Consider the following 16,316-nt stretch of genomic DNA (forward strand, 5'->3'; position numbering starts at 1 on the left):
CGAAATTATTATGTCTCAAGAAATGATCAACACACTTAAGCAATTCAAAGTTATCCCTGTTATTCAAATCAACAAGGTGGAACACGCGATTCCACTAGCAAAAGTGTTAGTAGAAAACGGCCTACCAGTCGCAGAAGTGACGTTCCGTACCGAAGCGGCAGCGGATTCGATTCGTGCGATGCGTGATGCCTACCCAGAGATGTGTATCGGTGCTGGCACAGTATTAACCCCTGAGCAGATCGATCTTGCGAAAGAGGCGGGCAGTGAGTTCATCGTAGCGCCAGGTTTGAATCCAAACACGGTTAAACGCTGCCAAGAGATCGGCATGCCAATCGTTCCGGGCGTAAACAACCCAAGCCAAGTAGAGCAAGCGCTGGAGCTTGGCCTTAACTTCTTGAAGTTCTTCCCAGCAGAAGCGTCTGGTGGCATCAACATGGTGAAATCTTTGCTAGCACCTTACGTTGATGTGTCTTTGATGCCAACGGGCGGTATCGGCAAACACAACGTTAATGATTACCTAGCGGTCGATCGCGTGGTCTGTTGCGGTGGAACGTGGATGGTTTCTCCAAAGATGATTGAGAACGAGCAATGGGATCAGATTGCAGTATTGGTTCGTGAAGCGGTTGAGTTGGTTAGCTAGTAATAAGTTTGTGAGCTCATTCGTTTTTAACAGGCGATAGGCTTTGAGCTCACAGTAAACAACAGCAGTGGCTGAAGGTTCTGTTTTGTGAATTGCCTCCGATAAACAAAACAGAACGCCCGTTATATAGGAAAACTAATAATGAAAAAAACTATATTGTCTCTATTGATTTCAGGTTCAGTAGTGTCCCCAATGGCGTTAGCAATGGCTCCAAATACCGATCTAAATTTAATGCCGTACCCACAAACTGTCGAGCTACAAGCTGGGCAAGTTAAGGTCGACGGTAATTTCAAGGTTTACATCAAAGGCTTTAACTCTGACCGCGTTGAATACACCGCAAAACGCTTTATCGACCGCCTTGAACGTCAAACTGGCGTGCCGATTTTAAACTGGCAGGTTGATAGTGCAGACAAAGCGAACCTGATCATTGATATCGACGCAGCGCCAAAGTCCGAAGTACAGAATATCGACTCTGTTGAGTCTTATAAGATTACAACTCAAGGTGAACAAATAACGCTGAGCGCACCAAGCCCTTACGGTGCGATTCACGGCATCGAAACTCTTTTACAGCTCGTTGAAACGACGGCGACTGGCTACCACATTCCTGCTGTTACAATTGTCGATGAGCCTCGTTTCCGCTGGCGTGGTGTTTCTTACGATACCTCGCGTCACTTCATTGAATTCGATGTGCTGATTCGTCAACTAGACGCGATGGCTTCTGCGAAGATGAACGTCTTCCATTGGCACTTCTGGGACGACCAAGGTATCCGTATTCAAACGGAATCTTGGCCGCGTCTTTGGTCTGAAACTGCTGATGGTAACTACTACACCAAAGACCAAGTTCGTTACCTAGTCGAATATGCTCGTAATCTTGGTATTCGTGTGATCCCTGAAGTCTCGCTGCCAGGTCACTCTTCTGCTGTCGCACACGCGTACCCACGCTTGATGTCTGGCGGAGAAGGTCAAAGCTACGAACAAGAACGTGGCTGGGGCGTATTTGAGCCATTGATGGATCCACTGAACCCAGAACTTTATGAAATGCTGGGCGACGTATTTGATGAGGTGACAGAACTCTTTCCAGATGAATACTTCCACATTGGTGGCGATGAGCCGAACTATGCGCAGTGGAAAAACAGCGAAAAGCACCAGCAGTTCATTGAAGAGATCAATATCGATGGCGAGCGTGGCTTGCAGTCTTACCTCAACGTAAAAGTTGAAAAGATGCTGGAAGAGCGCGGCAAGAAGATGACCGGCTGGGATGAGATTTGGCATAAAGATCTGCCGACTTCAATCGTGATTCAAAGCTGGCAGGGACACGACAGTATTGGTCGTGCGGCGAAAGAGGGCTATCCAGGTATCCTTTCTACGGGTTATTACTTAGACCAACCTCAGCCTACCAGTTACCACTACCGCAATGACCCAATGCCAACTGGCATCAAGGTTGACGATGAGCTGCACAGTGGTGAGAAGTTCGTGACTTACCAATGGCAAAAGCCTCGCTCTAAAGGCAGCCCACGTAAGGGAACGCTTACTATCATTGAGGCAAAAGATGGCACTTTCCGTGCGTTCAGTGATTACAACGGCAAGTCTCGTGAAGAGATCTACATCCTTGATTATGTGCCGGGTAAAACCTTTGTCGGCCACTTCGATAACTTCATGTCGTACACCGAGTTCAACTTGAACCTCAATCCAAATGGGTTCTCAGAGGGCAGCTACCAATTGATTGGTAACGTACGCTGGCCAACTACAGGTGAAGTGATTGCGAGCAGCGATGTAGAAGGCAGCGTAATTCCTGAGCCAAATGGTGGCTACCCTGCGGAGCTAACCGACAAAGAAAAAGAGCTGATTTTAGGTGGCGAGATCACCATGTGGCTAGAGAACAAAGACAGCCTTACGGTAGAAAACTACCTATGGCCTCGTAGCTACGCGATTGCAGAACGTTTTTGGTCGGATGCTGAACTGACTGATGAACGCAGCATGTACAAACGTATGAAAGCGATGGACACATGGTCGGAAATCTCTGTAGGCCTGCGTCATCACGCGGATGCCGATATGTTGCTGAAGCGTATTGCCAAAGGTCAAGACATCCAAGATCTGCGTGTTCTTTCAAAGTACATCGAGCCAGCCCAGTACTACGCGCGTAACTGGGAGAAGTGGAACTCAACAGAGCCTAAAGGCACTTTGTACAGTCAATACGAGCGCTTAAACCGCTTCGTGGATGCGCTGCCAGTGGAAAGCTACGCAGTGTATGAGATGCAAGATTTGGTCAATGAAGTGGCGACAGGTAATCAGCAGGCGCTAGAGCAACTTGCAGAGCATTATCAGCAAGCAAAATTGGCTGCACTAGCGGCGGAAACTATCTTCGCTGGCAACGTGTCTTCGGTAGAGACTGTAATCGTTGCAGAGAAAACGGTCGAAGTTGCAGACTTGGCGTTAACCTTGATTGCTAAAGCGCAAGCAGGCGAGAAGGTGCGAGAAGCCGATGTGAATGCCTACCAAGCAATACTGTCTGATTCAGCGAAGATCTACGATGAATCTATCATCGCGATTGTTCGCCCAACAGAACTATTGTTGAAGCAGTTAGCTGAGTAAGCCGTTAACGGATTAGCTAACAAGTCACACGCCAATGAGTGAATCAAAACCGCCCTCTGTGGGCGGTTTTTTAGTTTTTGCTGTGTTTGCTCGGATTAATTATTAGTTAGCAACCAACCTTACAACCAATCCGGGATAAAGTTAGTGACGATGGTGACATCGCTAAAGTTACGGTAGCCACGCACCATGATGTTGAATTCCCCCGCAGGCATGTCTAACACACACTGTTCGTTGCTGCTGTTCTGGTATGGACGACAATCGTAGCTCGCTTTCGATACGGTACCATTGTGTTTGACATAAAGGTCGGCATCGCCACTTCGAGGGCCTGTTAATGTCACCGTTAACTGACCTGCACTTTCCGTTGTAAACGTGAAGAACTGCTCTTCACCATATCCTGCAGTAAGTCCTTCAACCGGCACGTCATTTTGTAGCTCTTTAGGGCCAGCACCGGGCGAATCAAGGCTGGTTTCGACAAGGTAAGCAATGGCTAGTTTGGCGAACTTTGTCGCGTGTGTTGCGGTTGGGTCAGAGTTTTCCAAAGTATCGTGCTGAGTATGAATGTGTGGGTTGTAATCGTTGAACATGCTCTCGAATGGCATGGCAGCTGGGTAGCCAACATTGTGCCAAGAGGCGTGGTCAGAACAGGCATAGCCACAATCATCGAAACCGTAACTGATCTCACTAGCGTAAGTGTCGATCAGCTCGCTCAAGTAGGCGGTTAAGTTACTGTCGGTATAGTCTGTGATGAAGGTGATATCATGCGCCGAACCGTTGTAGTTGGTCATGTCTAATTGCAGTACCGACACAACATTTGCTTGCTCGTTTCGTAATGCGTTGGCGACATCTTGTGAGCCGCGCAGTCCTACTTCTTCTGCGGCATAGCCATAGAACTTGATAGTTTTATCTGGCTGAATACCGCTCACTATCATCAGACGAAGCGACTCTGTTACCGTAGCAATGCCAGACGCATCATCATCGGCTCCTGGCGAGATAGTGCCTTCGCTTGTCCAAGATCCAACAGTCGAATCAAGGTGTCCGCCAACAACGACGATTTCCTCTGGATATTTAGCGCCAAGCAGTGTCACTTCAACGGATTTCTGCGGATATTCGGCATGTGTGATTTGACGTGCAGACGCATACGGCACATCTTTAATTTCTGTTTCCCAACGTTCTAAAAGCCAATCTGAAGCAGCGACACCAGTAGAAGTAGTATAAAAACGGTTGGTGAAGTTGGTTAGGTTTTCGATGGTCGTGACCATGTTGTTCGGCTCGACCTGAGCAAGCAAGTCATTCACCGTATCTTGATGGCTGATCACCGGCTTTTCGAAGCTGCTCATTGTCAATGGCATAGCAGCGGCTTTGAGTGCGCTTGCTTTGTCTTCGTGCACCATGTAGCCACCACAACGGTGAGTTTCTTCGTGCATGTGGCTGGACAGTTTAGCGAGCTCTTTCTGGTTGATTTTCGCGACGATGGAATGCTTGTTCCCCGTCACGCTTGGGTAAACTGTTGCGCCGTGCTGAGTCATTATATGCTGTGCGTCAGCATCAGTGGTAATCCAAACCTCTTCGTTCGCTGGTGGTGTGATGCCCTGGGATGCGTAAGCCGAAGTACTGTTGATTAAGGCTAAAGAGCCTCCGAGTACAGCCAAAGCTAGCATACTTTTTTGAATAGCCATTTGTCGTCCTTTATATGGTGAGTATTGTTATGTTGATTGGTGTGAATTTTGTTTAGTGCGTGGATGTTTTTGTGTAAGTGTTTCATTTTCTAAACAGATAACCGCAAAAGGGCTCCTTTCGGAGCCCTGAATTTACTATCGATTATTGTGTTTTAATGAAACGGTAGTGCTTGGTTTCTGAACAGATATCGCTTGAGGTACACACTTGGTACTCAACATCTACTGTGCCGTTGTGACGGAACTTGTCGACGTATGAGTTGAAGTCTGTCGCACCAACATTCTTGCCGTTACGCTTAATCACGAAGTAGTCGTTGGTGTCGTAATCCCACGCCAGCTTAACGCGTGCCTTGCCGTTCGGGTTTTTGTTACCAAACTTCAGTTTTAGTGGGAAGCCTTCCGCTGAATCACCTTCAATTGTGATCGACTTGCTTGTTGAGGTCGCAACACCTGCATCGTCAGTCACGGTTAGGGTAACCACGTAGTCGCCAGCTTCAGCATAGGTATAACGAGTCTCTTCACCTGTTTGCGTGTTGCCATCGCCTAGGTTCCATTGGTAAGAGACGATCTGACCATCGCTATCCGAACTTGTGCTGCGCAGCTCTACTTCTTTGCCTACAACCGTATGTTCGAAAGAAGAAACTGGCGGTACGTTAGCGTTGCCTGATTCGTACGATGCTTTTAGGTTTGCACCTGCGTAATCTGAGTAGCCTAGAATGTTCACTGTGTAGCGACCTGAGGTTGGGTTCTCAATCACACACACTTCGTCAGTCACGCTTTCACTCTTACAGATGTTGTCTTGCGGGCTTGGTGCGTAATCTAGGCCGACATACATATCTGGGTCACCCGTAGAAACATCAAGATCAATTGTCAGCTTGTCTTGGCCTTCTGGTACTTCGATATCGAAGTAAGTTTTTGAGCCTGTTTCACCAGCAACTGCAGCTTCAACACCATTCTCAAGACGTTGATATTCCGGTTCTGGCGGAAGTGGTGGTTCGCCACAAGGGGATACGCCCACTAAGTTGAACGCAGAAACCACGTCATCGGCACTGTAGCCAAGATCGGTTGCTGAGTTCTTCACGCCACAAGCACCTTGCCAGAAATCACTGTTTTCAGACCAGTAGATTTGGTTGGCTAGCACGAACAATTCGAACGCTTTCTTGGTGTCCCAACCTTGCGTGGTTGCTAGGTGGTAGAACGCTTTGTTGAATACGCCAGAGCTGTAGTGCACGTTCAAGCCATCGTAGTATTCAGATGCGTTGTTGATTGAAGAGCCATCGCGTGATGGATCGTCCATGTAACGCAGAGCGCCTTCGCCTTTGAAGATATTGCGTCCGACCATCCAGTCGTTGGTGCCCTTCATGTAGTATTCAGCCGCTTCACCAGCCATGTCAGAGAAGGCTTCGTTCATGCCGCCTGATTGGTTTGCATAGATCAAACCTGAGTTTTGCTCTGTGAAACCGTGGCTCACTTCGTGCGCTGATACATCTAGGCTTACCAGTGGGTAAAAGAAGCTTTCACCATCGCCAAAGGTCATTGCCTTGCCGTCCCAAAATGCATTCTCGTAGTTTTCACCGTAGTGAACGCGCATCATGAGCTTAAAGGAGAGTGGTGCTGTGTCGAACCAGTTTTTATACATGTCGAACACGATGTTACCGAAGTAGTGTGCGTCGTTTAGTGGGGAGAACGCACCGTTTACAGATTTGTATTCGTTACGAGGACATTCATAGTTGTAAACGGTGTCGCCGTCTGTCGCGCCGTTTAGGTTTACGGTAACGACATTTTCCGACTCCATAACACACTCTGTGCCATTTTCTTGAACATCAAGGTAGTGGTAGTCAGTGCCGTATTCGTACATCCCAGTTTTTTCGTTACCACCAGGGCCTGTGCCGATCTGAGCATGTGCAATACCCTCCCAGCGGTCGATGACTTCGCCCGTATGTGCATCGAGCATGGTGAATGGTCGAGTCGGGTGAGCACTGCCTTCGACAAGGTAAGAGACAACGTACACAAGGCGTGTTTTGTCCACACCTTGTGTGCCTATGCTTTGTGTCGATTTTCCCTGATAAATAAACAAGTCATGTTGGACATTGTCTAGAGATTTACTGGTTAAGCCTTGAGTCTTAAGATCTTTACTCGCCAGTTCAATCGCTTGAGCGCTGTTGATGGAGGGTTTAACAAAAGAACGCTCTAGGGTTGTTGTTTTAAGGTAGCGACCTTGAACGGATTTAAGCGCACCACCTTGAACACTTTGGGTTGCATTTAGGTAGTGCCCCCATACTGGCGTTCCCCAGATGTTTTGCTGGATCTTCACTTTGTAGATGCCACGCTTTTTCAGGTTTACTTCTTTAACCATCTTGAAGCTAGAGGCATTACTTACACCTAGCTGTGTGTTCAACCCAGAAAAGTTAGTAAAGTTGATCGGTTGATCAATCTGAACCGATTCATTTGCATGCACTGACAAAGACGTAGCACTGGCTATAGCAACGGCAACTAAACGCTTTCTTATTTTCATTGTTATTTTCTCTTTCCATGTAAAATCAAAGAAAACGTAACAAAATTCTCACAGTGAATTTACATCATTCGATCTGATTAATTAGTAGCATGGCAATGATCTCTTTTATTCATGAAACTTATACTTATCGCATTTACAGATAGTTATCGTTTCTGTTTATTTTTGAACGCACTCATATCCTTTATTTATAAAATTGTGATATTTTTATTAAGTGTTAATTTCTCTTGAAAATTAAGATTTTTGTACAAATTGATCTGTGCCTCAATTAACGGGTTTTGAGTTGATAGAAGGATCAGTGATTTGAAAGTGAAAATTTACGCAGAAGGCTATTAAACGAATTTAAGGGCAATTTTGATAAGAGATCGAAGATTTTCAGGCTTATTTTTCAAATTGTCAGTTAAAAGAGGGAAGGGTGATTAGGCACTTCTTTGGCACAGAGCACAAAACCGACTGGATGAAAAAAGCCAGCGATGGGGTCACTGGCTTAGATGGATTGAGTTTGAACAGACTACTGATTAAGGGGCGTAATGAAGGCACTTAACTTTGGTATGTAATTAATGCTAACTACTGCTTCTGACCACCAACTTGAACATAGTCGATACCGATAATACGATTGATGATACCAAGAGCAGAGCTTGTGTCAGAGTTTGTCGAGCGGATGGTATCAACGGTTGCACCTTCAGGAACGAGTTCCATTGCGCGGTCTTGTGTATTGCCAGGAATTTGGAAGCCTACGATGTTGAAGCTCTCAGCGTGTGCTGTGTAAACTTCTTCATTGTGGGTAATACCAGAACAACCAGCTAGTGAGATAATGCCTAAAACAACTAATAACTTTTTCATAAAAACACCCTAAGAATGATTGGAACCTAGACGGCAAGCCACAAAGACAGTGTCATGTTTATCTAGATTCAATAAATGGATAGGGAGACAGCATCTCCCGACCGATGTTGAACATTATTCCAGAGGTGTTTTGTAGTTACTGTATGGGTTTGTCAGTTGAATCATTACATAGCTGAATGGTTATTGTGAATACCGCACCCTTCAAGGTTTGGCTTTGACCAACCTCCACGGTAGCGCCGTGTTGAGCACAGATCTTCTCGACGATAGACAACCCTAAGCCATGGCCACTTTTGGCTTTGTTACGTGCTTTGTCGCCAACGTAAAAGGGTTCGAACAGGCGAGCCTGATGTTCTTGTGCCACGCCATCTCCATCGTCATGCACTGCTATCTGTAGCGTGTCTTGATGTACGCTTGCTTCAATCGATACTTGCGAGCGTGCGAATTTCATCGCGTTACGAACGAGGTTATCTAATGCTCGGTTGAGTAGCGTTTCATCCGCCAATATCGAGCTAGATTGATCTGGCAGTGATAGGTCGATGCTGAGCTGAGTGTCTTTGTTCCAACGCGTCATGGCGTGGTCGAGAAAGTCTCGAACCTCTAATGGCTTTTGTAAGTTTTCTAGGTCAGTGCTGTCGAGTTTAGCGTAATACAATAGTTCATCGACCATCTTTTCCATCTCTTCCGTATCTTCGACAATACTCTCAATCGTGCTCTCTTGCTCCTTGTTTAGCTGGGTGTCTTTCAACATTTCAGCTTGCCACTGAATACGGAATATTGGCGTGCGCAGTTCATGAGCGACAGCATTCGTGAGTGAGCGATTACTTTCAACTAAGCGGTGAATTCGGTCAGCCATTAGGTTGAAAGATTTGTTCAGTGAACCAATCGCAATACCACTTGAAGTCTCGGCTCGTGTGGATAGATCCCCTTCTGCAAAGCGCAGAGTGGCAGATTCAAGTTTTTTTACTCGGCGGAAGATAACGAATAGATGACATAAGCCATACAGGATAAAGCTCGCTAAAAAGAACAACCAAATGAGGTCATCCTCCAACTCTATTTTTTGCCTAACGAACGCTTCATTGTTGGGCAGGTAGTGATAGGTATTGTCACTGTTTGCTAAGCGAAACCATAGGTCACGTTCATCATCGTGAAAAATAAAGGTATTCGGGTTGGTAGTGAAGAACTCTGAAACGGGGCCTGGTATTTCGTCTTGTGGACTGAGAATCACCAGCTTATTTCGAGTGGTCTCGACAAACTGGTTTATTGCTTGATGAGCGGCTTCAAGGCCCTGATTTTTTGCGATGTTTTCTATCAGTTGCTGGTGGGCTGCCGCTTCGTAATCTTCCAGTACATATTCGTAGTCGGTATTGAGCTGATAGACGCTAATCTCGTAGGCGACAAGGCCGGCTATAAAGCAAACTAACAGCCCTATTAAGGACTCCAAAAAGATACGTCGCATAATCGCTCTCTTTTATTACGCTCGTATTGAGCGAGGTTTAATGCCAGGCGGTAGAAACAAATAAGTATCCTTTTCCGCGAATCGTCTGAATTTTCTCTGCTGGCGCATGGTCGTCGCCCAATATTTTTCTTAGACGTACCACCTTGTTATCAATTGTTCGGTCGATTCCGTCGTACTCAATACCACGCAGCGTTTTCGTTAAGTAGTCACGTGATAGTGGAGTATCGGGGTTGCTTGCCAATAACCAAAGTAGGTCAAACTCACTGTCTGTGAGTGACAAAATGGCACCTGAAAGCTCGCATTTCTTATAGGTGTTTTTCAGCACCAGTTTATCAAACTGTAGGCTGTCTGAATCGTCGGCTGAAGCAGTATTGGTATCTTGGCGACGTAATAGTGAACGAACTCTTGCCAGCAGAACTCTGGGTTTGATTGGCTTGGTGACATAGTCATCAGCCCCTGTCTCTAAACCAGCGACATGATCGAAGTCGTCATCGCTAGCGGTGAGCATCAGGATTTTACCTTTGTAGTGTGTACGCGTCTGTCGGCAGATTGTAAGTCCGTCACTTACAGGAAGCATCAGATCTAAGAGTACGATATCAGGTTGCTCAGATAGGATAGTATGCGCGGCATCACCGCCATCATCTAGTGTGGAGACTTCAAAGTCCTGCGTAACAAAGTAATCCTTTAGCATTCGCTGAAGTTTCAAATCGTCTTCTACGATGATCATTTTAGGTTTTGTCATTCCATTCTCAGCCTTATCGTGCGTTTCATTTATTGAGATTACGTGAGGGAGCCTTTTTGAGTAGCTAGTAATTGTGGTACACCCAATTTACAGACCTTACGTAAAATACCTAATGCGAATGATTAAACACTTTATAAGTTAGTTCAATGATGAATTGGCATTTATAGGAAAATAAAAAACATTGTTCAAATAGGTTCGACATTCTCATACATTAGCACGACAGATGTTTTAGTCTTTAAATAATAGAATTTTCCCATCAAAACATTATGGGAATAACTGCATGAACGACTATCGAAAGACATTACTGGCGTTACCTTTGATTCTTTTAGCGGGCTGTAATTCAAGTTCCAGTTCGAATAAGCCTGCCACTAAAGCGCAAGCGACACCTAAGGCTGACTACGTATTTTCATCGGCTAAGCTTGGTGAGTTGTATAAAGAGCGACAAGAAGTCCAAGAAGCGATAACGCTTGATTACGACGGTGTGCAGTATGAAACCATTCTGTTTGCTGAAGATATTAGTGATAAGCAAAAAGTGGTTAGGCTTGCGGATAATTTAGGTCAAAGTGTGGATCTGTATCTCCCTGATGTTGGAGTTGATGACTGTGCGATTTACAGCGAGGGTAATTTTTTTGATTCATTTGATTGTGGTACGGCTCAACGCTCAATTGGCAATGACACCACGTTAATTAACACGACGACGAATACTAATAAACAAGTCGAGCTTGAGTATCACAATGAACTGGCGCAATACGTGACTAGCCTTGGGTCTACAATCTTGAGTAAAACTAAAAGTGGGAACAAGGTAACCATCACCACATCGTTTGCTTTCAATGCTTTTTACCGCGATGTGCTCAACGAGACTGGGGCTGTTGATCGCATTACTTCCACTCTAGGCGCATCAACCTATTCTCAGCTTTTTGATATCGTGAAATTGTATCAAGGTAGTGAGATGACGTTGAAGTTTACCAACCATATTGGTGGAAGCGCCGACGATGATATTAATATGTACACCGGGCGCATGATCCACAATAACAACATGACGACTATCGTAACGCCTACGGGTTCGGTGTTCTCTGGCGGCACGGATCTTTTCGCTGCGGGTAACCCACGAGTCTTGCAACGAGCCGATACCACCAAAGCTATTGAGCTTAATAAACAGGTCGGTGTACACAGTTGGGGTGAGGGGGATAAAACAGCTAAAGATTTTCCATACACCAACGAAAGTCATCGTAAGCAAGCGACCTACTTTAAAAAGGTGATGGGAGATAAGGGGATCGATTTCTATATCTTCACTTTAGATTCTGCTCCTGCTTCTGGTGAGCACTGGATGACTATGGCCGATTCAGATAAATATGGCTTCATTACTCGTATCGAATAGCTTTGCTCGAATTAAAATTAGTAACAACTAAAGGGTTGGTGATGACGATGTTGTCACCAACTTTTTTTGTCAATTTTTTGATTCGTGATTTATGTGAATATGGATTTCCTAGTCGTAAATTTCAGAATCAAAACTCATTGATAATACCTTACATTTCTCTACTCAAAAAATCTCTATACGGATTCTTGCTGATTGTTTTTTGCTCTTTTAGAGTGAAAACGTTTGACCATTAACCATCACACCTCAAATCTTTAATCAATTTCATTAGTGGTCTAAATGATATTTAAGTGTTTGTTTTGGTGTGGTTTTTGTGTTTTTGAATGCTGTGTTGTTACGAGTTTGTTTTAAATAATCATTTGAGCCCTAACTAAATTTCTGTCATTTTATATTTAACTGAACGTTCAATATAAAATAAAAGGACTAAGAAATGCCGAAGGTTGGGATGCCTGATATACGTAAACCACAGCTTGTTCAAGCCACCATGACGGTGATTGATCGAGTGGGTTTGCATGCCGCGAGTATTGCGTTGATCAGCAAAGAAGCGGGAGTCTCTACCGGCATCATTAACCACTACTTTGGCGGAAAGCACGGCCTGCTCGAAGAGACCATGCGTGAAATCCTTCGTCAACTTTCCAATACCATCACTACGTCATTAAAAGCGCTTCCTGTTGATGCTCACCAACAGAGAATAAACGCGATCATCGATGGTAATTTTGAAGGCTATCAAGCTGAAAATAAGGTCGCGAAGGCGTGGTTGGCATTTTGGTCATATTCAATGCATGACGAGCAGCTAAAAAGACTGCAGCGTGTGAACGAAAAACGTTTGATTTCACACTTACGCCTTGAGTTGAAAGGTATTTTGAATCACGAACAAGCGGATCTCGTTGCTCACGGGATCGCGTCTCTGATTGATGGTTTATGGCTGAGAGGCACACTAAACCCAGATGGTATCGATGCTCAGAAGGCGCGCGCCATCATCAACGACTACCTTGATAAGCAACTTACGTTCTACTCGTGTCACGGCAAATAGATCGCACTGGTAGCGCTAGAGCTACCAATATTTACACCAAATACTCACACATAGACCAGTAGAGTCTAATAACAATAATTAAGTCAGAATCTCAAATGGAAATGAACTCGTTATACATCGATGGCGCAGCGGTTAAAGCAACCTCTGGTGAAACCTTCGATAGCATTAACCCTGCGAACGGTGAACCGATCGCGACGTTAGGCCAAGCATCTTCAGCGGATGTCGACAGTGCTATTGAATCTGCGAAACGCGGATTTGCGGTATGGTCAAAAATGACTGCAGTTGAGCGCAGTCGCATTCTTTTGAAAGCGGTGGAAATACTTAGAGCTCGAAATGATGACCTTGCAAACCTTGAGGTTGTTGATACGGGTAAGCCGTTGCAAGAAGCGATTGAAGTGGATGTAGCGTCTGGCGCTGATGTAATTGAATACTTTGCTGGCCTGGCTCCAACCCTTCAAGGCGACCAACAACCGCTGAGTGAATCTCAATTTTTCTATACTCGCCGCGAACCGCTAGGTATTTGTGCGGGTATTGGCGCGTGGAACTACCCTATCCAAATCGCAATGTGGAAATCAGCTCCAGCACTCGCTGCGGGTAACGCGATGATTTTCAAACCTTCAGAAGAAACGCCGCTAACCGCCCTCAAGCTTGCTGAGATATTTACTGAAGCTGGCCTTCCTGATGGCGTGTTCAACGTGGTTCAGGGCGACTACCGTGTTGGTCAAATGCTAACGGCGCATCCAGACATCGCAAAAGTGTCATTCACGGGCGAAACTGGAACAGGTAAGGCGGTAATGGCTGACAGTGCCAAAACGCTGAAATCAGTCACCATGGAACTTGGCGGTAAATCACCAATGATCGTGTTTGATGACGCGAAATTGGATGATGCGGTTTCCGCTTCGATGGTTGCTAACTTCTACACCCAAGGTGAAGTGTGTACTAACGGTACTCGTGTCTATGTACATGAAAACATCTACGGCGCATTCATCGACCAACTTAAAACACGCACTGAGAAGCTGATCGTTGGCAATCCAATGGATATGGAAACTCAGATCGGCGCGTTGATTTCTAAAGAACACCTTTCAAAAGTCCTTGAAGCGATTGAGTTGGCAAAACAGTCGGGTGCCACCCTGCTGACTGGCGGCTATCAAGTGACGGACAACGGCTTAGCAAACGGCAACTTTGTTATCCCAACCGTGTTTGTGGATTGCGAAGACCACATGCCTCACGTTCAGCAAGAGATCTTCGGCCCTGTGATGTCAGTGTTGAAGTTTACGGACGAAGACGATGTGATTCGCCGCGCTAACGACACTCAATACGGCCTTGCGGCTGGTGTGTTCACACAAAACCTTTCTCGTGCGCACCGTGTTATTCATCAAATGCAGGCAGGTATTTGTTGGGCGAACACGTGGGGCGACTCACCGGCAGAAATGCCTGTTGGTGGTTACAAGCTTTCGGGTATTGGCCGTGAAAATGGGCCAGAGACTCTACTTCACTATACGCAGACTAAGAGCATTCTTATTGAACTTGGCGACTACGCCAGCCCTTATACTTAACGCGTAACACTCAATTTAAGGGTTAGTTAAACAGAGCTAGCCCTACTGACTCATCTCAGGGAAATCAAAACATGGAACAACGCTACGATTATATTATCGTCGGCGCGGGTTCGGCCGGCTGTGTGTTAGCGGATAGGCTAACGGAAAGCGGTGAACATAGCGTTTTATTACTGGAAGCTGGTGGCACGGATAAGAGTATTTTTATCCAGATGCCAACTGCGCTGTCCTACCCAATGAATACTGAAAAGTACGCTTGGCAATTTGAAACAGAGAAAGAACCGGGCCTTGATGGACGTGAACTGCACTGCCCGCGTGGCAAGGTGTTAGGCGGCAGCTCATCGATCAACGGCATGGTTTATGTGCGTGGCCACGCGTGTGATTTTGACCAATGGGAAGAAGAGGGCGCAGCTGGTTGGAATTACCAAGCGTGTTTACCTTACTTCCGCCGCGCTGAATCATGGAATAAAGGCGGTGATGAATACCGTGGTGACAATGGTCCTGTAGGTACGTGTAATGGTAACGATATGGAGCTTAACCCCCTTTACCAAGCTTTCATTGATGCAGGTAAAGACGCCGGTTATCCAGAAACACAAGATTACAACGGCTACCAGCAAGAAGGCTTCGGCACCATGCACATGACGGTAGACAAGGGTGTTAGAGCCTCAACCTCTAACGCTTACTTGCGCCGTGCTTTGAAGCGTTCAAACCTCACTTTGAAAAAAGGTATCGTGGCGCGTCGTTTCTTACTTGAAGCACTCGTTGTAAAAGACCAGTCATCAAAAGGTCAATCCGGCCTGAAAGCCGTTGGTGTCGAGTTTGAAAAGTCAGGCAATATCCAAGTGGCTGTAGCGAACAAAGAAGTGATCTCTTCTGCGGGTTCGATTGGTTCAGTTCAACTGCTTCAACTGTCTGGTATCGGCCCGAAAGCGGTGCTTGAAAAGGCAGGTGTTGAGCTGAAACATGAACTAAATGGCGTTGGTGAAAACCTTCAAGATCACTTAGAAGTCTACTTCCAATACCACTGTAACGAACCTATCACGCTCAACAGCAAGCTTGGCTTGGTCAGCAAAGGCATGATTGGCGCTGAATGGATTCTGACTCGTAAAGGCCTTGGTGCGACTAACCATTTTGAATCGTGCGCATTCATTCGTTCTCGTAAAGGGTTGAAGTGGCCGAATATTCAATATCACTTCTTGCCGGCAGCGATGCGTTACGACGGACAAGCCGCGTTCGATGGTCATGGTTTCCAAGTACACGTGGGGCCTAATAAGCCAGAAAGTCGCGGTACGGTTGCGATCACTTCTGCTGACCCACATGCCAAACCAGAGATCATTTTCAACTACATCTCGACCGAGCAAGATCGCCAAGATTGGCGCGATTGTATTCGTCTTACGCGTGAAATTTTGTCGCAACCTGCGATGGATTTTTACCGAGGTGAAGAGATTCAGCCGGGTCTAAACGTAACTTCTGATGAAGCCATCGACGAATGGGTTAAGCAGAACGTGGAAAGTGCTTATCACCCTTCTTGTGGCTGCAAAATGGGTTCAGATGATGACCCAATGGCAGTGCTTGATGAAGAGTGTCGTGTTCGCGGCATTGATAATTTACGCGTTGTCGACTCGTCGGTTTTCCCAACCATTCCAAACGGTAACTTGAACGCCCCGACCATTATGGTTGCCGAGCGTGCTTCCGATTTGATTTTGGGTAAGTCAATGCTCAAAGATCAGGATGTTCCAGTGTGGATTGCACCTGAGTGGGAAGAGAAGCAAAGAATAAACAAACCAGTAAGAGAAGCGTAGCTCGCTCTTACTGAGTGAAAATCTATAAAAAAATAATTAGTTAAAAGTCAGCAAAACTGCCTCTATCTGTTGGAGACGAGGCAGAGAAAAGGAAA

General features: G+C 45.8%; 11 protein-coding genes. 6 read left to right on the forward strand and 5 right to left on the reverse strand.

All coding sequences use genetic code 11. From position 1 onward, the window contains the following. Positions 1–10 precede the first annotated feature (10 nt). Together BCT34_RS21005 and BCT34_RS21010 are read left to right on the forward strand one after the other, a co-directional pair. Positions 11–640, forward strand: coding sequence for a bifunctional 4-hydroxy-2-oxoglutarate aldolase/2-dehydro-3-deoxy-phosphogluconate aldolase (locus BCT34_RS21005; protein WP_076650568.1), 630 nt, complete (start codon positions 11–13; stop codon positions 638–640). Positions 641–781: 141 nt separating this feature from the next. Beyond that, positions 782–3,232: a family 20 glycosylhydrolase gene (locus BCT34_RS21010; RefSeq protein ID WP_076650570.1), complete on the forward strand. Its 2,451-nt coding sequence runs from the start codon at positions 782–784 to the stop codon at positions 3,230–3,232. Between the two features lie 119 nt (positions 3,233–3,351). Here the strand turns inward: BCT34_RS21010 and BCT34_RS21015 are convergent, their stop codons facing one another. The 5 genes from BCT34_RS21015 to BCT34_RS21035 all read right to left on the reverse strand — a co-directional run bounded on the left by BCT34_RS21015 (position 3,352) and on the right by BCT34_RS21035 (position 10,458). Then, a complete protein-coding gene (locus BCT34_RS21015) occupies positions 3,352–4,908 on the reverse strand; it encodes a M28 family metallopeptidase (protein WP_076650572.1) in 1,557 nt (518 codons plus the stop codon). 142 nt (positions 4,909–5,050) lie between these two features. Then, positions 5,051–7,420 (reverse strand): M4 family metallopeptidase, encoded by a 2,370-nt coding sequence (locus BCT34_RS21020; protein WP_076650574.1) that lies wholly within the window; start codon positions 7,418–7,420, stop codon positions 5,051–5,053. A 564-nt stretch (positions 7,421–7,984) separates the two neighbouring features. Next, complete coding sequence (locus BCT34_RS21025; protein WP_076650576.1) at positions 7,985–8,260, reverse strand: hypothetical protein; 276 nt, start codon at positions 8,258–8,260, stop codon at positions 7,985–7,987. 136 nt (positions 8,261–8,396) lie between these two features. Then, positions 8,397–9,716 (reverse strand): ATP-binding protein, encoded by a 1,320-nt coding sequence (locus BCT34_RS21030; protein WP_076650578.1) that lies wholly within the window; start codon positions 9,714–9,716, stop codon positions 8,397–8,399. A 37-nt stretch (positions 9,717–9,753) separates the two neighbouring features. Further along, complete coding sequence (locus tag BCT34_RS21035; RefSeq protein ID WP_076650580.1) at positions 9,754–10,458, reverse strand: response regulator; 705 nt, start codon at positions 10,456–10,458, stop codon at positions 9,754–9,756. Positions 10,459–10,738: 280 nt separating this feature from the next. Here BCT34_RS21035 and BCT34_RS21040 point away from each other — a divergent pair, with 280 nt between their 5' ends. From BCT34_RS21040 to betA, 4 genes are all read left to right on the forward strand, one after another. Next, the gene (locus tag BCT34_RS21040) at positions 10,739–11,836 is read left to right on the forward strand and encodes an alpha/beta hydrolase (RefSeq protein ID WP_076650581.1); all 1,098 of its coding nucleotides are present in this window, start codon (positions 10,739–10,741) and stop codon (positions 11,834–11,836) included. Positions 11,837–12,263: 427 nt separating this feature from the next. Further along, on the forward strand, positions 12,264–12,866 hold the full coding sequence (betI, locus tag BCT34_RS21045; protein WP_076650582.1) for a transcriptional regulator BetI: 603 nt from the start codon (positions 12,264–12,266) through the stop codon (positions 12,864–12,866). Between the two features lie 95 nt (positions 12,867–12,961). Beyond that, positions 12,962–14,422 (forward strand): betaine-aldehyde dehydrogenase, encoded by a 1,461-nt coding sequence (gene betB / locus BCT34_RS21050; RefSeq protein WP_076650583.1) that lies wholly within the window; start codon positions 12,962–12,964, stop codon positions 14,420–14,422. 71 nt (positions 14,423–14,493) lie between these two features. Further along, positions 14,494–16,221 (forward strand): choline dehydrogenase, encoded by a 1,728-nt coding sequence (gene betA, locus BCT34_RS21055; RefSeq protein WP_076650584.1) that lies wholly within the window; start codon positions 14,494–14,496, stop codon positions 16,219–16,221. The last annotated feature ends 95 nt before the right edge of the window (positions 16,222–16,316 follow it).

Origin of the sequence: Vibrio sp. 10N.261.45.E2 (assembly GCF_002875705.1) — a bacterium.
In the GTDB taxonomy this organism is placed as follows: domain Bacteria; phylum Pseudomonadota; class Gammaproteobacteria; order Enterobacterales; family Vibrionaceae; genus Vibrio.